Raw genomic sequence first — 21,363 nt, 5'->3', positions numbered from 1 at the left:
CCCACCATAGATGACAGGGAGTTAAGCTGGCGTTAGCCGATTTTGTCTTCCTACCATTATTAATCCGGATAAAAGCAAGGCAACCGCGAAAACCGCTACGCCATTGCGCAACCAATCCAGCATGGACAGCAGACCCAGCATCAGGGCGAACAAGGCGCGATCCTCGATCCATGCCGCGATTCGAATCGGCAAAAGGACCGGAACCAGTCGGATTAACCCCAACAACATCAACGGGGCAAACAGCCCGGCGATATAGCCGTTTTGCCCATGCGCCAGCCCCAGCAGGGCCAGCAGCACGCCGTCAACAATCCAGCGATAGGTGACAACCGGCGCCACGCGCGGCCGCGGCAGGCGCAGCGAGCGCCGCTCAAACCGGCCAAACAGCGATGCGCAGGCAAAACCCAGCCACGCCGCCGCAACCAGCATCAGCCCCAGCGTAATCGCGCCAAATCCGCCCGCCACCATGCCCAGCGCCGCCAGCACGCCCGCCGCCATTGCCACGACGGTGCCGCCTGACCCCGCCTCCAGCAAGGCCGGGCCAGCCAGACGCACAGCCTGACCCGCAAGCCATTCGGAGGGCGAACGCAAACCATCCTCGAACAGATGGTGGCTGATCCAGCCCGGTTCGACGGCCTGAACCTCTTGCTCATTATGCAGCAGGGTCCAGCGTCCCTGCGCAATCACATCATCGGGAACCGAGCGCTGCGGAACGCCGCCTTGCAGCGCAATTCTTTGCAAACAGGCGAAAGTTTCAACGTCACCGGGCAATTCACCCAACCGTTCAACCAGACGGCCCGGAAAGCGCATCGCCCCGGCCGAGGCGTAATTGAAATCGAGACGTTCAAACCCCGCCGCGACGCCCTGCTCCACCGGCTGTACCAGAACGGCGGGCGTGCCCAGCAATTCATGCGCCAGATCCGGCCATGCAAGAACCCCGTCGCCCAGCGCGATCACCTCATCCTGCGCGCTGACCAGCCCCATGACGCCATGCGCGCCCGTGACGCGGTGGAACAAGGCCCCCGCGCTTTCCGCCGCATGTTGCAACGGCAAAAGGCCATCGAGCGCGCCATTGGCCACCACGATCACCCGGTCACAACCCAGCGACAGCGCGATGGCCAATTGATGTCGGGCAAGAGTATGACCGCCAAGCCGCATCATGCCGCGCGGCATGGCCGAAGCCTGCGCGCCGGCATCGGGGCCGACAGGGGCGATCAGGGATAAAAGCGCAACGCGCAAGACATTCTCCGGCAAAGCCAATTTGGCGGGACCGGGCAGGTTGTAAAGAAGCCTGAACGTTATGCCAAGACGCGAACCATCGCCCATACCCCGATTGATTCGGGCAAGTACCCCGGATCAACCCAGCGGAAATTCATCCACAAAGGCCTGTAGCTGGCGCAAAACCACCGGATCGCCCGGCGCCCCATCCAATGCCTGATCGGCCAGAGCGATCAGCGGCCAGACCTGAAAGCTGGCCGCCAGCCCTTTGAGACGCATCGCGGCGACTTCCCAATTGCCGTCGCATCGCGCACGTTTGAGCAAGTCGATCTGACGCGCGAGGCTTTCATGGAAACTGGTGCGCAATTCACGCATCAGGACCGGATCATCGCCCGCAGCGGCGGCAAGGGTTGCGTCAAGAGCGCCTGCTTCATAAGCCATGTGGAAACACTACACATCAGAAGTTAAAGCAGTGTTTCCCCACGCGCAGCTTATGCTATCAAGGGCGGATGGCGAGCGGAACACCCATCTTCAGCATTGAACCCCAACACCCTTCGATCACGGAGGATAACGCGGGCATGCCCCTCCCCTCCATGACCGGAGGCGAAGAGGAGGCGGGTTGGGCCGATGATGCCGAAGCGCCCGGACGCAAGCTGCCGGACTGGCTGCCCCTTGCCATCGCGTCGCTGCTTGTTGCCGGGTGGAGCGTGGTATTTGGCATGGGCGCGACGCCCGCGTTAATGAACGCGCGCGGCCCGGCGGAATGGAGCGCGCTGACCATGCAATGGTCGACGCCGGTTTTGCTGATCGCGCTGGTCTATCTGATCGTTCAGCGGTCGAGCCGCCGCGAGGCCTCGCGTTTTGGTGATGCCGCCAGCGCGCTACGCCGGGAGTCGGAAGCGTTGGAGATGCGCCTGACCTCGCTCAACCGCGAATTGAGCCTGGCGCGCGAATTTCTGGCGGCACAGACGCGCGAACTGGATTCACTGGGGCGCACCGCGGTCGACCGCATCGGGCAAAGCGCTCAGAAAATCGATACGCTGGTGCGTGATAATGCCGCACAGGTCGAAACCATCGGCACCGTCAGCACCGCCGCACTGAACAATATGGAGCAATTGCGCGACCATTTGCCCGTCATCAGCAATGCCGCCAAGGATGTGACCAGCAATATCGGCAATGCGGGCCGCATCGCCCACGCCCATCTTCAGGATATGGTCAGCGGCCTTGGGCGCCTTCAGGATTTTGCCCAGTCGAGCGAGCAGCAGGTCGGCTCTCTGCGCGAAAAGATCGAGGCGACGCTGGGCAATCTGGAGGGCCGGACACAGCAGTTGGACGCCGTCATCACCGGGCGGTTTGAGGCGCTGGAGCAACGCTCAACGGGCTTTTCGCTCGATCTGGAACGGCACGAGGCGGACGCCAATGATGCCCTGCGCCGCCGCGCATCGGTGATGGGTGAGGAAATTGCCGCCACCCGCGCCCGGCTCGATCAGGATGAGGCCGAGGCCCTGACCTCGCTGCGCGCACGCCTGTCGGCCATGCGTGACGAGGCCGCGATCATCGGCCGTTCGCTGCGCGAAAACGAAGCCGTGGCTTTGGGTGACTGGCAGGCGGCGACGGCGCGGCTCACCAATGACCTTGCGCGGCTCGATCAGGATCTGGCGCAACGCCATGACGCCGCCATCGAACGCGCGGCCAAGCTGGGCGTGATGAGCGAAGCATCGAGCCTGCGTCTGGCGCAGGCCGAGGCGCGGCTTGAAGCGATTGCCATGGCCGATGTTGCGGTATCGGGCGCCATGGACACAAGGCTTGAGGCCATTGAGCGCCGGCTGAGTGAAACCGACAAGGGGCTGGAACGGCTGACCGAAACGAGTGTTCGCCTGCTTGATCTCATCCAATCCTCCGCGCGCCACAGCCGCGAGACTTTGCAGCCTGCGCTCAATGAGAGCGAGGAACGGCTGGTGCATTTTGAAACCCGCGTGCAATCGCTGCGCAATGTCGTGGTCGAAGCGGGCGCACAGGGCGAAATGCTGGCCCAGCGCATCGTGCAGGTCCATGGCGCGGCCCATGGCGTGAGTGATGCCTTGAGCGCGCAGGATGTGGCCATTGGCGGGTTGCGCGAGCAGTTGACTCAAGTCGAAAGCGAAGCCCTGCGCATCGCCAGCGACGCCAAGGGCGAACTGGGCGAAGCGATCCGCACTCTGGGCGGCACCGTTATGCAGATGCTTGGCTCTATCGAGAGCGAAGGCGCATCGCGAGTAACCGCTCTGGCCGATCAGCTTTCAACCGAAAGCGGCATCGCGCTGGAACGCGCCATGCGCCTAAAGGCCAGCGAGATCACCGGCCAACTGGAACAGGCCGCATCCCACGCCCTTGGCATCAGCCGCGAGGCGGCCCACCAGTTGCGCGAACAATTACGCGAGGTCGAAACCGTCATCGCCAATATCGAAACCCGCATCGCCGAGGCCCGTGACAAGGCCGAAGACCCGGTGGACAATGATTTTTCACGTCGGATGGCGATCATTACCGACACGCTGCAATCCAATGCCGTGGACATCACCCGCGCGCTGGATAGCGAAGTGGCCGATACGGCGTGGGCATCCTATTTGCGCGGCGATCGTGGAATTTTCACGCGGCGTGCGGTGCGTCTGATGGACACGGGCGATGCGCGTCAGGTGCTGAACCTCTATGAAAATGACGGCGCGTTTCAGGCGCAGGTCAACCGCTATATCCATGATTTTGAAGCAATGTTGCGCCACGTCCTGTCAACGCGCGATGGCCATGCCATTTCGGTGACGCTGCTGTCGTCCGACATGGGCAAACTCTATGTGGCCCTCGCACAGGCCATCGAAAGGCTGCGGGCTTAACGATCCTGTTCCAGCGATGCGGGAACCTGAAAGGGTGCGATATCCTCGATACGCACCCAATCGTAAACGTAGTTGGCATAAAACAGTGCAAAGGCGATGGCGGAAACAATCGTCGCGCGGATCGCAACGCGGCCGGGTCGGAAATTGACCGGGGCGCTGGCGGCCTGCCCCTTGATCATGTCATCGCCCGTTTCGTCGGGCGTGCGCAGGCCAAAGGGCAGCACCAAAAAGGCCGAAATGACCCAAAACAACAAATAGATCGCAAGGATGGAGGCGGGTTTCACCCTTCCAGCCCCTCCACCATCAACATCACCTTGACCTGGGGCTTCTTGCCGCACCAACGCGTGGCGGCACGGCGCACGGCCAGACGAGCCGCTTCGCTGATCGCGCTGGCGTTACGCTTGTCCGGCCCGCGCAGCTTGCCCAGAGCCTCGATCACGTCATTCTGCGCCTCCTCGACAAAGGCGTCGTAATCCTCGACCAGAGGCAAGCCCAGACCGGCCACCTGACAGGCATATTCGTGGTGCTTCATCCGGCCCGAAACCGCCACCATCAACACGCCATGCCATGCCAGTCGGCGACGCATAACCACCGCCTCACCATCGGCGGGCGCGATGATGTCGCCATCCAGAACGAGGCGGCCATGCGGCACCTCGGCAAATTTACCCGGACGGCCCGGCGCCAGACGGACCAGATCGCCGTTCTTCTGCACCACCTGCGTCGGAATACCGCCTTCCTTGCCCACCTTGGCCTGTTCGCGCATGTGGCGCATTTCGCCATGCACGGGCATCAGGATCTTGGGCCGCAGCCAACCATAGATCGCCTCCAGTTCCGGGCGACCGGGGTGGCCCGAAACGTGGATATCGGCCTGACGGTCGGTGACAACAGTAATCCCATCCCCCGCCAGCTGGTTCTGAATGCGCCCGATGGCGATTTCATTGCCGGGGATCTGACGGCTGGAGAAAAGGACAACGTCGCCCGATTCCAATTTGATCGGATGGTTCCCCTCGGCAATACGGGCCAACGCCGCACGCGGTTCGCCCTGCCCGCCGGTGGCAACAATCAGGACTTCTCCACGCGGCAGGCTCATCGCCGTATCGGGATCGATAATATCGGGCAATTTGCCCAGATAGCCGCAACCCTCGGCCGCCTGAATGATCCGATCCAGCGAACGGCCCGATACGCAAAGACGGCGATTGGTTGCCTTGGCCACCTCGCCCAGTGTGTGCAGGCGCGCGACATTGCTGGCAAAGGTTGTGACCAGAACGCGCTTGCCCTTGTGGCGCGCGACTTCCTCTTTCATCGCGCGGGCGACTTCGCCCTCGCTGCCCGAAGGCGAAGGGTTGAACACATTGGTGCTGTCACACACCAGCGCCAACACGCCTTCGTCGCCAATGGCGGTCAATTGTTCAGGCGTCGCGGGCGTTCCGATAATCGGTTCATCGTCCAGCTTCCAATCGCCCGTGTGAAAGACGCGTCCATAAGGCGTATCGATCAGCAGCGCATGACCCTCGGCGATCGAATGCGCCAACGGAACATAGCGGATGCCAAACGGCCCCAGTTCAAACTGGTCAAAATGATCGATGACATTGAGTTCAACGTCCCGATCAATCCCCGCCTCGGCCAGTTTGGAGGCCACCAGTTTCGCCGTGAAAGGCGTGGCATAAAGCGGAACATCAAGGTCGGCGGCGAAATAGGGCACCGCGCCAATGTGATCCTCATGCGCATGGGTCAGCACGATGCCGACCAGATCCTCACGGCGTTCCTCGATGAAGGCCAGATCGGCAAAGACCAGTTCGCTGCCCGGATATTCATTTCCGGCGAACGTCATGCCCAGATCGACCATCAACCATTTGCCATGCGCGCCATAGAGATTGACGTTCATGCCAATCTCGCCCGATCCGCCCAGCGCGCAAAACAGCAATTCCTTGCCGGGCGTGAACGGATCCTTCGTTTCAGACTTGCGCGCTATTGTACTTCTCCGTTTATCGTGCGGCGACGCGCTCTGCGAGCAGCGCCAGTCCGTTAAGTGTCAAATCATGTTCAACCACATCGAACAGGCCCGGTTGGCGGTCAAACAGCACGGCAAGGCCGCCTGTGGCCACCACGGTCACCGGGCGTCCAATCTGGGCACGCATACGGGCGATCAATCCCTCGATCATCGCGACATAGCCCCAATAGACCCCGATCAGCATCTGGTCTTCGGTATTGGTGCCGATCACGCCTTCGCTTTCGGGCACGGCAATCGCGATGCGCGGCAGTTTGGCCGTATTGCCCACCAGCGCATCAAGCGACAGATTGATGCCGGGCGCAATGATGCCGCCCTTATAGGCCCCGCGCGCGTCAATATGGTCGATGGTCGTGGCGGTGCCGAAATCGACAACGATCAGATCGCCTTCGAATTTTTCATGCGCGCCAATGGCATTGACCGCCCGGTCCGCCCCCAAAGACTTGGGCGCGTCGACATCGACATCAATGCCATATTCCGCCTTGCCAACGCCGGCGACCAGCAATTCGGTGTTGAAATATTTGGTCGCCAAAACTTGGAGGTTATGCAGCGCCCGCGGCACAACGGTCGAAACGATCATGGTCGAGATCTGCTCTCGGCCAAACCCCTCAATCGCCATCAACTGCAACAACCAGACCGCGAATTCATCCGCAGTGCGGCGCGGATCGGTGGCGATACGCCAACGCGTCTTCATCTCGCGCCCGTCATAGAGCGCGAAGACGACATTGGTATTGCCCACATCAATGGCCAGCAACATGCTGCCTCTCTCCGCTTGTTATATTTCAGGCGAGTTCGACATCGCCTGCATGAATGACCCGGACCGTGCCGTTGGAAAGCCGAAGCTGCAAGGCCCCGTCGTCACGCAGCCCCGAAAATTGCCCGGCGATGGCCTGCCCCATGGAATCGCGCACCACCAGAGGCGTGCCCAAAGAATGCGCCGCAGCCTGCCACCTTTGGACCAGAGCCGATAGGCCAAACTGGCGCCAGTGGTTCAATTCCTCGGCAAATCGCGTAGAAAGAGCCAAGGCAAAACCGTCTCGATCCGGCGCTGGTCCAAAGTCGCTGAGAGCCACCGTAGCGCGATCCGCCAATTGGGGCGCCGAGGCAAGATTGACCCCGACCCCGACTATCACGCATCCCGCCACCGCTTCGAGCAGAATACCGGCCACCTTCCCCGGCCCGATCAACACGTCATTGGGCCATTTCAACAAGGCCATACGTGGTGGTGGAACAAGATCAGCGACACAGGCCTGAACGGCAAGGCCTGCCACCAGCGCGAGGCTGGGAGCAGGCGGCTGGTGCGGATCGATCCGCACCACAGTCGAGCCCATGAAATTGCCAAGACCATCATTCCAGACCCGACCCAAACGGCCACGTCCGGCATTCTGGCGATCGGCAACCAACCATTGCCCTTCAACCACCGGCTCGCCCGAAGTCAGCCTTTTCGCAAGGTCTGCATTGGTCGAGCCGGTCAGGCCGATAACTTCAATCAAAGCACAGCTTCTCAGGCCGCATGGAACAGAGCCGCTGCGGCCTGACGGGCAATACCGCCCAGCCAACCCGTGAAGAGATAGCCCACGGGCGAGATCACGATGGCGCTGCCATAGAGCAGAACCGCGTGAACGCCGTCCATCGAGCCTACCACCTTGTCGGCGGGTTCATCGAAGTAGAGAGTCTTGACGACCTTGAGGTAGTAGAACGCGCCGATCACCGAAGCGGCGATACCAACCGTGGCGAGCGGGATCATGCCAGCAGCCACAGCCGACTGGAAGACCACAAACTTGCCCCAGAAACCGAACAGCGGCGGAATACCGGCAAGGCTGAACATCACCATGGCCAGAACGAAGGCCAGACCCGGCTTGCTGCGCGACAGACCCGCAAGGTCGGCAATCGCTTCAACCGGCTTGCCTTCAGCATCACGCAGCGAAAGGATCGCCACGAAACCCGCCACCGACATGGCAACGTAGATCGCCAGATAGACCAGCATCGAGGACGCGCCGCCCGGCGTGGCGGCTGCCAGACCGATCAGCATGAAGCCGACGTTGTTGATCGAGGAATAGGCCATCAGGCGCTTGATGTTGCCCTGACCGATAGCGCCAAGGGCGCCCACGACGATCGAGAGCAGCGAAATGGCGACAACGATCTGCTGCCATGCGGCGGCCTGCATGCCAAAGGCAAACAGCGTGACACGCATGGTCAGAGCCAGAGCCGCGACCTTGGGAGCCGTGGCGAAGAAGGTGGTTACCGGGGTCGGCGCACCTTCATAAACGTCGGGCGTCCACATGTGGAACGGCACAGCGCTGATCTTGAACGACAGACCGACAAGGATGAACACCAGACCGAAAAGCGAACCGGTCGACATCTTGCCCACCAGCGCGGTGTGGATGGCGTCAAAGCTCGTGCTGCCCGCAAAGCCATAGGTCAGGCTGATGCCGAAGAGCAGGATGCCCGAAGCCAACGAACCCAGCACGAAGTACTTGAGGCCCGCTTCCGGCGAACGGTCATCTGTGCGCAGCATGGCCGCCAGCACATAAGCCGCCAGCGAGTTCATTTCGAGACCGACATAGAGCGTGAGCATGTCGGTCGCCGAAACCATCAGCCCCATGCCCAGTGCAGCAAACAGCGCCAACACCGGATATTCAGCGCGATAGCCGCCCTGACGTTCAAAGAAGCCGGGCGCAACCAGAAGCGATGCACCAGCAGCGCCATAAATCAGCAGCTTGGCGAAAGCCGAGAAGCTGTCTGCCGAATACTGACCAAAGAAAGCCGAAGCCTCTGCGCCCATGACGCCGCCGCAAAGCGCCGGAGCCGCCAGCACACCAGCCACCGCCAAAGCGGCAACCGCAAGCCACGTCACCAAGCGGGCGGATTTGTCACCCGCCCACGCGCAGACCAGCAAGAGCACCAGCCCGGATACGCTGAGGAATTCCTCACCAGCTACCAGGCGAAGGGAAGTTGCCCAGTCCATTACTTTTCACTCCCTTCGCCGGCATGTTCGGCGTTTTCATGATGTTCATCACCAGCCACCGGATGACCCGGCGTCACCTGCGCATCACCAGCCGGACGGGCCGCAGCAAGGCGGGCATCCAGATGAGCAATGTCGGCACGGATCGGCGCGATGAAGCTTTCCGGATAGATGCCCATCCACAGCGTCGCGATCACCAGCGGCGTGAGCAGCAGATATTCGCGAACCGTCAGGTCGGGCATAGCGGCGGCATCAGCATTCTTCTGCTCACCAAAAGCCACACGGCGATAGAGGTAGAGCATATAGGCAGCGCCCAGAATGATGCCCGTACCTGCGATCAGCGCGGTCCAGCTCGACGCCTTGTAAATGCCCTGAAGCGACAGGAATTCACCCACGAAGTTGGCCGTGGCGGGCAGACCCACCGAAGCCATCGTGAAGAACATGAAGAACAGCGCATAATAGGGCATGTTGATCGCAAGGCCACCGTAACGGTTGATTTCGCGAGTGTGCAGACGGTCATAGATCACGCCGACGCAAAGGAACAGCGCGCCCGAAACCAGACCATGGGCCAGCATAACAATCATCGAACCTTCAAGGCCCTGACGATTGAAAGCGAACAGGCCCAAGGTCACAATCGCCATATGGGCAACCGACGAATAGGCGATCAGCTTCTTCATGTCGGACTGAACCAGCGCGACCAGCGAGGTGTACACCACCGCCACGATCGAGAGGCCCCATACCAGCGGCGCGAAATAGGCGCTGGCTTCAGGGAAGAAGGGCAGGCTGAAGCGGATGAAGCCATAACCACCCATCTTGAGCAGCACGCCCGCCAGAATAACCGAACCAGCGGTCGGCGCCTGAACGTGCGCGTCGGGCAGCCAGGTGTGAACCGGCCACATCGGCATCTTGACCGCAAACGAGGCGAAGAAGGCCAGCCACAGCAGATACTGAGCCTGAACCGGGAAGTTATACTCCATCAGCGTCGGAATATAGGTCGTGCCCGTCAGGTTCACGATCCACAGCATGGCGATCAGCATCAGCACCGAGCCAAGCAGCGTATAGAGGAAGAACTTGTAGCTGGCGTAGATGCGATCCACGCCGCCCCAGATGCCGATGATCAGATACATCGGGATCAGGCCTGCCTCGAACAGGATGTAGAAAAGGAACAGATCCTGTGCCGCAAAAACGCCGATCATCAGCGTTTCCATGAACAGGAAGGCCGCCATATATTCCGGCACGCGCTTCTCGATCGCTTCCCAGCTGGCGCCGATGCAGATCGGCATGAGGAAGGTCGAGAGGACGATCAGAACAAGAGCGATGCCGTCAATGCCAAGCGACCAGCTGAAACCGCTGAACACTTCGGCATGTTCGACAAATTGCCACTGCGGGCCGCCAATCTGGTAATTGGCCCAAAGATCGAGACCAAGGGCCAGATCGATCAAAGTCGCCACCAACGCGATGGTGCGCGCGGCGCCGGCTGAGGCGAACAAAGCCGCCACAGCCGCTACCGCTGGCACCGCCAGCATCAGCGAAAGGATGGGAAAACCGGTCATTGCCATAAAACCTTTTCGCTGCCCGCCTTTATCGAGTGAGAACCCAGCTGACCGCAGCCACCAGGCCGATCAGCATCCACAGCGCATAGCTGGTGAGCAGACCAGATTGGAGACGACGGGCCAGACCCGTGCCCTGAACCACAACCCAGGCCGCGCCATTGGGGCCAAAGCGGTCGATGAAGCCGACATCGCCAGCCTTCCAGAAGATCCGGCCCAGCGCAAAGGCAGGACGGACGAACAGGAAGTTGTAGAGTTCGTCAAAGAACCACTTGTTGTAAACGAAGGTGTGGATCGGCTTGATCGCGCGGACGAAGGCCGCGGGGAAGCCGGGGTTGATGATGTAAGCGTAAATCGCGCCCAGCAGGCCGGTCACCATCACGCCGAACGGAGCCCATTTCACCCACACAGGCACTTCATGCATGTGGTGGATCAGGTGTTCGGAGAACACGAGGCTGCCCTTCCAGAACTCACCCTCACCTTCAGAGATGAAGGCATGGCTGAAGACGAAGCCGGCAAATACCGCGCCGATGCTCAGGATGATGAGCGGCAGCAGCATGACCAGCGGGCTTTCGTGCGGGTGATAACCAGCGGTGCCATCGTCGTCATGCGCGTGGTGATGGTCATGAGCATGATCGTGGCCATGGCCGTGATCGTCGTGACCATGCGCGTCATGAACGGCATGCTGGATGTGTTCCGACTGCGACCAGCGAGCCTTGCCGAAGAAGGTCAGGAACACCAAACGCCACGAGTAGAACGAGGTCAGAAGAGCCGCAACGATGCCCATGAAGAAGGCAAAGTGGCCAACGCCGGTGCCGGTGCCATAGGCGGCTTCAAGGATCGAGTCCTTCGAATAGAAGCCTGCGAAACCGAACACGTCGACGATACCCACACCGGTGATCGCCAGCGTGCCAGCCATCATCGCCCAATAGGTGAGCGGGATCTTCTTACGCAGCGCGCCATAATAGCGCATGTCCTGCTCGTGATGCATCGCATGGATCACGCTGCCGGCGCCAAGGAACAGCAGAGCCTTGAAGAAAGCGTGCGTGAACAGGTGGAACATGGCCGCACCGAAAGCGCCCGAACCTGCGGCAAAGAACATATAGCCCAGCTGCGAACAGGTCGAATAGGCGATCACGCGCTTGATGTCCCACTGCGTCGTGCCGATGGTGGCGGCAAAGAAGCAGGTGGCAGCGCCGACGATGGTGACAAAGGTCATCGCATCGGGGCTGGCCGAGAACAGCGGCGAAAGGCGGCAGGTCATGAAGACGCCAGCGGTCACCATGGTGGCCGCGTGGATCAGCGCCGACACAGGCGTCGGGCCTTCCATCGCGTCCGGGAGCCACGTGTGCAGACCAAGCTGGGCCGATTTACCCATCGCGCCGATGAACAACAGGATCGACAGGATCGTCAACGTATCAAAGCGGTAGCCGAGGAAGCCGATGGTGCTGCCTACATGGTTGGGGACATTGGCGAGTATTTCGGGGATCGACACCGTGCCGAACACCAGAAACACGCCGAAGATGCCCAGCATGAAGCCAAGGTCGCCCACGCGGTTGACCACGAAAGCCTTAATCGCGGCAGCACCAGCCGAAGGCTTGCGGAACCAGAAACCGATCAGCAGGTACGAAGCCAGACCCACGCCTTCCCAGCCGAAGAACATCTGAACCAGATTGTTCGCGGTCACCAGCATGAGCATGGCGAAGGTGAAAAGCGAGAGATAGGAGAAGAAGCGCGGCTGATCCGGCTCTTCGTCCATATAGCCCCAGCTATAGAGGTGAACCAGAGCCGAAACGCTGGTGATCACGACAAGCATGACCGCCGTGAGCGTATCGACGCGCAGTTCCCAGTCAAAGCTGAGATCGCCCGACTGCACCCACTTGAGTACGGGGACGACAGTGGCTTCGGCATTTCCAGTGAGGAAGCTGATGAAGATCGGCCACGACAGGGCGCAGGCTGCCAGCAGCCCGCCCGTCGTCACCACCTTGGCCGGGAACTTGCCCAGCGCCTTGTTGCCAAGCCCGGCAATCGCCGAGGCCAGCAACGGCAGGAAAACAATGAAGAGGATCGAATGCACAGGTCTTACCCCTTCATCCGGTTGGCGTCGTCCACCGCAATCGTACCGCGGCTGCGGAAATAGATCACGAGGATGGCCAGGCCCACGGCTGCTTCACCCGCGGCCACGGTCAACACGAACATCGCGAAGATCTGACCGGCCAGGTCATGCAGGAAGGCGCTGAAGGCCACGAGGTTGATGTTCACCGAGAGCAGAATGAGCTCGATGGCCATCAACACGATGATGATGTTCTTGCGGTTGAGCACGATGCCCAGCACGCCCAGCCCGAAGAGGATCGAGCTGACAACGATATAATGTTCGATACCGATCATGGCCGCCCCCTTACAGCTTCACGCCGCCGCCCACTTCGGGACGGGTGTTGATGGTGGCATCTTCAGGACGGCGCTTGACCTGTTCCGAGATGTTCTGCGGATGCACATCGCTGCGCTGACGGTGGGTAAGTACAATGGCGCCGATCATGGCAACCAGCAGCACAACCCCGGCCGCTTCGAACAGGAACAGGTAGTGGCCGTAAAGGACCGCACCGATCGCCTGAATGTTAGGCACATTGGCCAGCGGTGCCGTCGCCGCATCGGGCGTGCCCAGCACAAGGCCACCAGCCGAATGAGCGCCCAGACCGAAAAGCAGTTCGGCCAGCAGGATGCCGGCAATCGCCAGACCCAGCGGGAAGTTCTTCACAAAACCGGCCCGCAGCGTGGCAAAGTCGATGTCGAGCATCATCACCACGAACAGGAACAGCACCGCAACCGCGCCGACATAGACGATGACCAGAAGCATCGCGATGAATTCGGCGCCGATCAGGATCATCAGACCGGCCGCGTTGAAGAAGGCCAAAATCAGCCAGAGCACGGAATGCACGGGATTGCGCGCCGTGATCACCATCACGGCCGACGCGATCACCAGCGCGGCGAACAGATAAAAGGCAAGCGTTTGGATCATCTCTTGTCTCCGGCCCGCGCCTTAACGGTAGGGCGCGTCGGCTTCAAGGTTCGCGGCGATAGCACGCTCCCACTTGTCCCCGTTCGCCAACAGCTTGTTCTTGTCATAGAGCAGTTCGGCACGCGTTTCGGTCGCGTATTCGAAATTCGGCCCTTCGACGATGGCATCGACCGGGCATGCTTCCTGGCAGAAGCCGCAGAAGATGCACTTGGTCATGTCGATGTCGTAACGCGTCGTGCGGCGGCTGCCGTCATCGCGCGGTTCGGCCTCGATCGTGATCGCCTGTGCGGGGCAGATCGCCTCGCACAATTTGCACGCGATGCAGCGCTCTTCCCCATTGGGATAGCGCCGCAACGCATGTTCACCGCGAAAACGGGGCGAAAGCGGGTTCTTCTCATAGGGATAGTTGATGGTCGCCTTTTCCTTGAAGAAATACTTCAAGGTCAAGGCGTGTGCCTTCACGAACTCCCAGAGGGTGAAACTCTTGATGAGATGGGCGACGCTCATGCAAAATGTCCCGTAGCCATGAGGTAACCGCTGACGAGGAAAACGAACAGCAGCGAGAGCGGCAGGAAAATTTTCCAGCCCAGACGCATCAGCTGGTCATAACGATAGCGCGGCACGGTGGCCTTCACCCAGCTGAACACAAAGAAGAAGAAGAAGATCTTGAGCAGCAGCCAGATCACGCCCGGCACCATGTAAAGCACCGGAATATCCAGCGGCGGCAAGTATCCGCCCCAGAACAGCGTGGCGTTAAGCGCACACATCAAGAGCACGTTGCCATATTCGCCGAGCCAGAACAGCGCGAAAGCCATCGAGGAATATTCGGTCTGATAACCGGCAACCAGTTCGGATTCCGCTTCGCAAAGGTCGAACGGAGCGCGCTGCGTTTCGGCCATGCCAGAGATCAGGAACAGCACCCACATCGGGAACAACAAGGGATTGAAACCGAAGCCGTTCAGAATGCCAAACACATGGCCCTTCTGCGCCGAAACGATCGTGCCCAAATTGAACGAACCCGCCCACAGCACAACGCAGATCAGAATGAAGCCGATCGAGACTTCATAAGAGATCATCTGTGCCGAAGCGCGCATTGCCGAGAAGAACGGATACTTCGAGTTCGAAGCCCAACCGGCCATGATCGTGCCGTAAACGCCCAGCGACGAAATCGCCAGCACATAGAGCAGGCCAACGTTGATGTCGGCCAGGATCGCGCCCGAATTGAACGGGATCACAGCCCAAGCCAGCAGCGTGACGGTGAACGTCACCACCGGGCCGATCAGGAAGATGCCCTTGTTTGCGGCGGTCGGAACGATGGTTTCCTGAAGGAAAACCTTAAGACCGTCGGCGAACGACTGCAGCAGACCCAGCGGACCAACAACGTTCGGGCCGCGACGCAGCGCCATGGCTGCCCAGATCTTGCGGTCGACATAGATGATCATCGCGACGCTGAGCATCAGCGGCAGCGCGATCAACAGGATCCCCGCAATGGTGGAAATCAGCCATGCCCCTTCAAAAGGCAGGCCAAGCGATTGGAAGAAGGCGGTCATTCCGCAGCCTCCGCTTGGGGTTGCGACCCGTTCAGCAATTCTGCCGAGCACTTGGCAAGCGTTTCACTTGCCCGTGCAATCGGGTTGGTCAGATAGAAATCCTTGATCGGATAGGCGATTTCGCCAGCAGCCGAACCCGAAACACCGGTAGGCAGCGGGCCAAATTCGACCAAACCACCATCAACCGTAAGCGCCGGATATTCGACAAACAGCGCCGAACGCAATTCGTCAAAGCTGTCAAAGCCGACATTGACGTTCAGAACCTGAGCCATGGCGCGCAGGATCGCCCAGTCTTCACGAGCATCACCCGGAGCGAACACAGCCTTTTCGGCAAATTGCACGCGACCTTCGGTGTTGACGTAAATACCCGCCTTTTCGGTGAAGGCCGAAGCCGGCAGGATCACGTCAGCGGCATGCGCGCCCTTGTCGCCATGATGGCCGACATAGACGATCATGCTGTCGGCGAATTTGGTGTAATCCACCTCATCCGCGCCCAGCGAAAGCAGCAGCTTGGGCTTGGCAGCGGCGACATCGTTGATACCGCCCTTCTGTGCATAACCCAGCATCAGGCCGCCCATGCGCGACGCGGCCATGTGCAGAACGTTGAAGCCGTTCCACACCGAACCGTCTTCGAGCGTGCGAACCAGACCGAGCTGCTCGCTGATCGACAGGCCCGCTTCCAGCGCACCCTTGGCCAGCCCTGCCCCGCCGATGATCAGCGCGGGACGCTTGGCGCCCTGCAAAGCCGACCAGACATGCGCGGGCAGATTGTTCAGGATCGCAGCGTCCGAACCCAGGAATTCGGCCGGATAGGTCGTATTCCATTCGGGGCCGATGATGAACACCTTGGCGCCATGCTTTACCGCTTTACGCAGACGGGCATTCAGAACGGCCGCTTCCCAACGAACGTGGCTGCCCACGATCAGGATGGCGTCTGCCGTTTCAATGCCGCCAATGGTGCTGTTGAAATTGACCGCAGCCAAGTTCGAGCAATCATAGGCCAGACCCGTCTGGCGCCCTTCGAGTACCGACGAACCAAGGCCGGCCAGCAGCTTCTTGGCCGCAAACATCGTTTCAACGTCAACCAGATCGCCCGCCACCGCAGCAATCGAATTGCCCGGAGCAATCTTGGCGACAGCGGCCAGCGCTTCATCCCAAGTCACGGCCTTGAGCTTGCCATCGAGACGGATGAACGGACGGTCAAGACGGCGCTTGGACAGGCCATCCACCATATAGCGGCCCTTGTCGGACAACCATTCCTCGTTCACGTCGTCGTTGACGCGCGGCAGGATGCGCATGGCTTCGCGGCCACGCGCGTCGACACGAATGTTCGAGCCAATCGCGTCCGAAACGTCGATTGAAATCGTCTTCTTCAATTCCCAAGGACGCGCTTCAAACGCGTAAGGACGCGAAGTGAGCGCACCGACCGGGCACAGATCGATCACATTGGCCGACAGTTCGTGTGTCGAGGCCTTTTCCAGATAGGTGCTGATCTGCATGTTTTCGCCGCGATAAAGCGCGCCGATTTCATCCACACCCGCGATTTCCTCGCTGAAACGGACACAGCGCGTGCACTGGATGCAGCGCGTCATCACCGTCTTGATCAGCGGGCCCATATACTTCTCGGTCACCGCGCGTTTGTGCTCGTGGTAACGCGAAGAACCGCGGCCATAGGCCACGCTCTGGTCCTGAAGGTCGCATTCGCCGCCCTGATCGCAAATCGGGCAATCGAGCGGGTGGTTGATGAGGAGAAACTCCATCACCCCTTCACGCGCCTTCTTGACCATCTCGCTGTCGGTGCGGATTTCCTGACCTTCGGCGGCCGGAAGCGCGCAGGAAGCCTGCGGCTTGGGCGGCCCGGGCTTCACTTCGACCAGGCACATGCGGCAATTGCCCGCAATGCTCAGACGCTCGTGATAACAGAAGCGCGGAATTTCCTTCCCCGCCATTTCGCAGGCTTGCAGAACAGTGGCGCCGGCCGGCACCTCAAGTTCCACGCCGTCAACTTTGACCTTAGGCATTACTCAGCGGCCTCCCGCAGCGCACCGCCCTTTTCGGCAATGCGACGCTCAATTTCGGGGCGGAAATGACGGATCAGGCCCTGAATCGGCCAAGCCGCCGCGTCACCCAATGCGCAGATCGTGTGACCTTCAACCTGCTTGGTAACGTTCCAGAGCATGTCGATTTCCTGCACATCGGCATCGCCCTTGCGCAGACGCTCCATCACGCGCCACATCCAGCCGGTGCCTTCGCGGCACGGCGTGCACTGGCCGCAGCTTTCGTGCTTGTAGAAGTACGAAAGGCGGCTGATCGCGCGCACGATGTCGGTGGACTTGTCGATGACGATGACCGCCGCCGTGCCCAGACCCGAACCGACCGCACGCAGACCGTCAAAGTCCATCGGCGCGTCCCAGATCTGATCGGCCGGCACCAGCGGCACCGACGAACCGCCGGGAATGACCGCCAGCAGATTGTCCTTGCCACCGCGAATGCCGCCGCAGTGTTTTTCGATCAGTTCGCTGAACGGGATCGACATTTCTTCTTCGACCACGCACGGCTTGTTCACATGGCCCGAGATCTGAAAGAGCTTGGTGCCCTTGTTGTTCTCACGCCCGAACGAAGCGAACCAGCCCGCGCCGCGACGCAGGATGGTGGGAGCAACCGCGATCGATTCGACATTGTTCACCGTGGTGGGGCAGCCATAAAGGCCGGCACCGGCGGGGAAAGGAGGCTTCAGACGGGGCTGGCCCTTCTTGCCTTCGATCGATTCGATCATCGCGGTTTCTTCGCCGCAGATATAGGCACCCGCGCCGCGATGGACGAAGACGTCGAAATCATAGCCCGAACCGCTGGCGTTCTTGCCCACCAGTCCGGCGTCATAGGCTTCGGCAACAGCGGCAAACAGCGTTTCAGCTTCGCGGATATATTCGCCGCGAATATAGATGTAGGCCGCACGTGCCCCCATCGCGAAACCGGCCACCAGCGCGCCTTCGATCAGCTTGTGCGGATCGTGGCGGATGATTTCGCGGTCCTTGCACGAACCGGGTTCGGATTCGTCAGCATTGATGACCAGAAAGCTGGGACGACCGTCCTTGCTTTCCTTGGGCATGAAGGACCACTTCATGCCGGTGGGGAAACCCGCACCGCCACGACCGCGAAGGCCCGAATCCTTGATTTCCTGGATAATCGCGTCGCGGCCCTTTTCGAGCAGCGCCTTGGTGTTGTCCCAATCGCCCCGCGCGCGCGCCGCGCTCAGGTTCCACGGCTGAAAACCGTAGAGATTGGTAAAGATGCGATCCTTGTCAGCGAGTGCCATGTCTTACCACTCCCCGCGATAATCGTGATTTTCGTTGGCCATGGCGGTCAACGAAGAAAGCGCACCGGCCGGTTCAACCGTGTGACGACCCGGTTCCTGCGTGCCCGTCTTGGGGCTTTCACCGCGCGCCAGAGCATCCAGAATGCCCTCGAAACGTTCAGCGGTCAGGTCTTCGTAATTGTCGTCATTGATCTGCACCATCGGCGCCGACGAGCAATTGCCCATGCATTCGACTTCGGTGAAGGTCCAGAGACCATCTTCCGAAACGCCGCCGGTGGGCATCTTCTTGGCCTTGCAGACCGAGATCAGATCGTCCGAACCACGCAGCATGCACGGCGTGGTGCCGCAAACCTGCACATGGAACTTTCCGACCGGAACCAGATTATACATGGTATAGAAGGTGGCGACCTCGACCACGCGGATGATCGGCATGTCGAGATATTTCGCGACATATTCCATCACCGGGATCGGCAACCAGCCCTGCGTGCCGGTTTCCGCGCCCACCTGACGCTGCGCCAGATCGAGCAGCGGCATCGAGGCCGAACGCTGACGTCCTTCGGGGTAACGCGCGACGATTTCCTTGGCCTTGGCCGCATTGGCCTCGGTCCACGCGAAATTGCCCCAACGCGCGCGCAGCTCGGGGCTATCGGGATAGATATGACGATCAGCCATTAGCGGATGAACTCCACGCGAGAGCATTTGTCGCCCTCGAACGAATAGACGGCGATGACTTCGAACGGATCAACCAGTTCCGAACCATCGCTGGCCGGGCCGCGCGTGACATATTCGCGGAACAGCACATAATTGCCGATGGCCTGCTTTTCGCGGATCTCGGCATGGTTTTCCGGCCACTTAGCGAAAGCGGCGGCCAGACCCGTGCGGGTGCCTTCCTTGCCTTCACGCACCACAGCGCCGCGATAACCCGCTTCGCAGGCATCATCGGTCATATAGGACACGTAAAGGTCGGCATCCTGCGCGTTATAGGCCGCGATCATCGCCTCGGCGGTTGCCAGATGATTGCTGCTCTGGCTCACCGGTCACACTCCCCGAACACGATATCCATCGCGCCAAGGATGGCCGTGATATCGGGCAGCATGTGGCCCTTGGTCATGAAGTCCATCGCCTGAAGATGGCTGAACGCCGTCGGGCGGATCTTGCAGCGATAGGGCTTGTTCGAGCCGTCCGACACCAGATAGACGCCGAACTCGCCCTTGGGGCTTTCGGTCGCCACATAGACTTCGCCCGCCGGAACGTGGAAGCCTTCGGTGTAAAGCTTAAAGTGATGGATCAGGCTTTCCATGTCCTGCTTCATCTCGGCGCGCTTGGGCGGGGCCACCTTGCGGTCGCTGCTCAGCACCGGACCGGCAGGCATTTTTTCGATGCACTGGCGGATGATAAGAGCCGACTGGCGGACTTCTTCGACGCGGACCATGAAGCGATCATAGCAGTCGCCGCGGGTGCCCACGGGCACTTCGAAATCGACCTGATCATAGGCATCATAGGGCTGCGACTTGCGCAGATCCCAAGGAATGCCGCTGCCGCGGATCATCGGGCCGGAAAAGCCCCATGCCAGCGCGTCTTCCTTGGTCACCGTCGCGATATCGACGTTGCGCTGCTTGAAGATGCGGTTATCGCACACAAGGCTCATCGCGTCTTCGAACAGTTCGGGCAGACGCTTGTCGAGCCAGACGCTGATGTCGTCGATCAGCTTTTGCGGCACGTCCTGATGGACGCCGCCGGGGCGGAACCATGCCGAGTGCATGCGAGCGCCCGAAGCGCGCTCGAAGAAGTTCAAGCAATCTTCGCGAATTTCGAACAGCCACAGGTTCGGCGTCATCGCCCCCACGTCCATGACGTGCGAACCGATGTTGAGCATGTGGTTGCAGATACGCGTGATTTCCGCAAACATCGTGCGCAGCCACTTGGCGCGCTCGGGCACTTCCAAATTCAGCAGCTTTTCCACCGCCAGAACATAGGAATGCTCCATGCCGAGCGGCGAACAATAGTCCAGCCGGTCGAAATAGGGCAGCGCCTGCAGATAGGTCTTGTATTCGATCAGCTTTTCGGTGCCGCGATGCAGCAGGCCGATATGCGGATCGATACGCGTGACAATTTCACCGTCCAGTTCGGTGACCATGCGCAACACGCCGTGGGCGGCGGGGTGCTGAGGTCCGAAGTTGATGGTGTAATTGGTGATGATTTCATCGCCGGTGGTCGGCGATTCTTCAAGAATCAGACCGCTCATTTGCCTTCCCCAGCTTTCTCGTCGCCCGGAAGGACGTAATCCGAACCTTCCCACGGCGAGGTGAAGTCGAACTGACGCAGATCCTGGGCCAGACGGACCGGCTCATAAACCACGCGCTTTTCTTCGTTCGAATAGTGCAGTTCCTGATAGCCTGTCAGCGGGAAATCCTTGCGGAAAGGATGCCCTTCAAAACCATAGTCGGTCAGGATGCGGCGCAGGTCCGCATTGCCGGCAAAGACCACGCCGTAAAGGTCGAACACTTCGCGTTCCAACCAGCCGGCCACCGGCCAGAGCGTCGTGACGGTGGGAACCGGCGCGACTTCATCCGTGGTGGTCTTGACCAGAATGCGATGATTCTTCGTCACCGAGAGCAGCATGTAGACGACTTCAAACCGCTCATCGCGGTTGGGATAGTCGGCACCGGCAATTTCCATCAACTGCTGGTATTCATGCTCATCGCGAAGGATCTTGAGCGCGTCCTCAACGTGGTTGCGGCCCACGGTAATGACGATTTCGCCATGCTCTTCCTTGGACGCAACGACGCGGTGGGCAAGAGCGCCCACCAGCGTGTCGAGTACGCCTTCGTTCGAGCTCCACTTGGGGGCGGAATGCAGAACAGCCATTCGTCCCTCCC

The 21,363-nt window shown here is 60.4% G+C and carries 19 protein-coding genes and 1 pseudogene; 1 reads left to right on the top strand and 19 read right to left on the bottom strand.

Annotation, left to right across the window (positions count from 1 at the left end):
- Positions 1 to 21: 21 nt before the first annotated feature.
- Together AC2S2E_RS10115 and AC2S2E_RS10110 are read right to left on the bottom strand one after the other, a co-directional pair.
- Positions 22 to 1,323 (bottom strand): hypothetical protein, encoded by a 1,302-nt coding sequence (locus tag AC2S2E_RS10115; RefSeq protein WP_486522231.1) that lies wholly within the window; start codon positions 1,321 to 1,323, stop codon positions 22 to 24.
- A gap of 30 nt (positions 1,324 to 1,353) precedes the next feature.
- Positions 1,354 to 1,656: an Hpt domain-containing protein gene (locus tag AC2S2E_RS10110; protein WP_486522230.1), complete on the bottom strand. Its 303-nt coding sequence runs from the start codon at positions 1,654 to 1,656 to the stop codon at positions 1,354 to 1,356.
- Between the two features lie 152 nt (positions 1,657 to 1,808).
- Between AC2S2E_RS10110 and AC2S2E_RS10105 the strand changes: the two genes are divergently transcribed.
- Positions 1,809 to 4,079 carry a coiled-coil domain-containing protein gene (locus AC2S2E_RS10105; RefSeq protein ID WP_486522229.1) on the top strand — a complete coding sequence of 757 codons (2,271 nt, stop codon included), beginning with the start codon at positions 1,809 to 1,811 and terminating at the stop codon, positions 4,077 to 4,079.
- Here AC2S2E_RS10105 and AC2S2E_RS10100 read toward each other — a convergent pair.
- The 17 genes and pseudogenes from AC2S2E_RS10100 to AC2S2E_RS10020 form a co-directional block, all read right to left on the bottom strand.
- On the bottom strand, positions 4,076 to 4,363 hold the full coding sequence (locus tag AC2S2E_RS10100; protein WP_486522228.1) for a DUF1467 family protein: 288 nt from the start codon (positions 4,361 to 4,363) through the stop codon (positions 4,076 to 4,078). The two genes, AC2S2E_RS10105 and AC2S2E_RS10100, sit on opposite strands and share 4 nt — an antisense overlap.
- Complete coding sequence (locus AC2S2E_RS10095; RefSeq protein ID WP_476102533.1) at positions 4,360 to 5,964, bottom strand: ribonuclease J; 1,605 nt, start codon at positions 5,962 to 5,964, stop codon at positions 4,360 to 4,362. The genes AC2S2E_RS10100 and AC2S2E_RS10095 overlap by 4 nt, the downstream gene beginning before the upstream one ends.
- A 100-nt stretch (positions 5,965 to 6,064) precedes the next feature.
- A complete protein-coding gene (locus tag AC2S2E_RS10090; RefSeq protein WP_486522227.1) occupies positions 6,065 to 6,844 on the bottom strand; it encodes a type III pantothenate kinase in 780 nt (259 codons plus the stop codon).
- 25 nt (positions 6,845 to 6,869) lie between these two features.
- A complete protein-coding gene (locus tag AC2S2E_RS10085) occupies positions 6,870 to 7,580 on the bottom strand; it encodes a biotin--[acetyl-CoA-carboxylase] ligase (protein WP_486522226.1) in 711 nt (236 codons plus the stop codon).
- An 11-nt stretch (positions 7,581 to 7,591) separates the two neighbouring features.
- The gene (nuoN, locus tag AC2S2E_RS10080) at positions 7,592 to 9,055 is read right to left on the bottom strand and encodes an NADH-quinone oxidoreductase subunit NuoN (RefSeq protein ID WP_476102539.1); all 1,464 of its coding nucleotides are present in this window, start codon (positions 9,053 to 9,055) and stop codon (positions 7,592 to 7,594) included.
- Complete coding sequence (locus tag AC2S2E_RS10075) at positions 9,055 to 10,605, bottom strand: NADH-quinone oxidoreductase subunit M (RefSeq protein ID WP_476102541.1); 1,551 nt, start codon at positions 10,603 to 10,605, stop codon at positions 9,055 to 9,057. Before AC2S2E_RS10075 ends, nuoN begins: the two co-directional genes overlap by 1 nt.
- Before the next feature lie 28 nt (positions 10,606 to 10,633).
- Entirely contained in the window at positions 10,634 to 12,679 is a 2,046-nt protein-coding gene (gene nuoL, locus AC2S2E_RS10070) for an NADH-quinone oxidoreductase subunit L (RefSeq protein WP_486522225.1), read from the bottom strand.
- 5 nt (positions 12,680 to 12,684) lie between these two features.
- Positions 12,685 to 12,990 (bottom strand): NADH-quinone oxidoreductase subunit NuoK, encoded by a 306-nt coding sequence (gene nuoK / locus AC2S2E_RS10065; RefSeq protein ID WP_168602395.1) that lies wholly within the window; start codon positions 12,988 to 12,990, stop codon positions 12,685 to 12,687.
- Between the two features lie 10 nt (positions 12,991 to 13,000).
- Complete coding sequence (locus AC2S2E_RS10060) at positions 13,001 to 13,618, bottom strand: NADH-quinone oxidoreductase subunit J (protein ID WP_486522224.1); 618 nt, start codon at positions 13,616 to 13,618, stop codon at positions 13,001 to 13,003.
- Positions 13,619 to 13,639: 21 nt separating this feature from the next.
- On the bottom strand, positions 13,640 to 14,125 hold the full coding sequence (gene nuoI / locus AC2S2E_RS10055; protein WP_168602393.1) for an NADH-quinone oxidoreductase subunit NuoI: 486 nt from the start codon (positions 14,123 to 14,125) through the stop codon (positions 13,640 to 13,642).
- Positions 14,122 to 15,168 (bottom strand): NADH-quinone oxidoreductase subunit NuoH, encoded by a 1,047-nt coding sequence (gene nuoH, locus AC2S2E_RS10050; protein WP_486522222.1) that lies wholly within the window; start codon positions 15,166 to 15,168, stop codon positions 14,122 to 14,124. The genes nuoI and nuoH overlap by 4 nt, the downstream gene beginning before the upstream one ends.
- Positions 15,165 to 17,189 (bottom strand): NADH-quinone oxidoreductase subunit NuoG, encoded by a 2,025-nt coding sequence (nuoG, locus tag AC2S2E_RS10045; protein ID WP_486522221.1) that lies wholly within the window; start codon positions 17,187 to 17,189, stop codon positions 15,165 to 15,167. Before nuoG ends, nuoH begins: the two co-directional genes overlap by 4 nt.
- Positions 17,189 to 18,484 carry an NADH-quinone oxidoreductase subunit NuoF gene (gene nuoF, locus AC2S2E_RS10040; RefSeq protein WP_486522220.1) on the bottom strand — a complete coding sequence of 432 codons (1,296 nt, stop codon included), beginning with the start codon at positions 18,482 to 18,484 and terminating at the stop codon, positions 17,189 to 17,191. Before nuoF ends, nuoG begins: the two co-directional genes overlap by 1 nt.
- Before the next feature lie 3 nt (positions 18,485 to 18,487).
- A complete protein-coding gene (gene nuoE / locus AC2S2E_RS10035; protein WP_476102554.1) occupies positions 18,488 to 19,156 on the bottom strand; it encodes an NADH-quinone oxidoreductase subunit NuoE in 669 nt (222 codons plus the stop codon).
- Positions 19,156 to 19,479 carry a nuclear transport factor 2 family protein gene (locus AC2S2E_RS10030; RefSeq protein ID WP_476103063.1) on the bottom strand — a complete coding sequence of 108 codons (324 nt, stop codon included), beginning with the start codon at positions 19,477 to 19,479 and terminating at the stop codon, positions 19,156 to 19,158. The genes nuoE and AC2S2E_RS10030 overlap by 1 nt, the downstream gene beginning before the upstream one ends.
- 35 nt (positions 19,480 to 19,514) lie before the next feature.
- Positions 19,515 to 20,729, bottom strand: coding sequence for an NADH-quinone oxidoreductase subunit D (locus AC2S2E_RS10025; protein WP_476102556.1), 1,215 nt, complete (start codon positions 20,727 to 20,729; stop codon positions 19,515 to 19,517).
- Positions 20,730 to 20,740: 11 nt separating this feature from the next.
- Positions 20,741 to 21,352 (bottom strand): annotated as a pseudogene (locus AC2S2E_RS10020) (NADH-quinone oxidoreductase subunit C); the annotation flags it as partial.
- Between the last annotated feature and the right edge of the window lie 11 nt (positions 21,353 to 21,363).

The organism is Novosphingobium sp. 550D (genome assembly GCF_057401885.1).
This window is presented reverse-complemented; position numbering and strand designations above follow the sequence as displayed.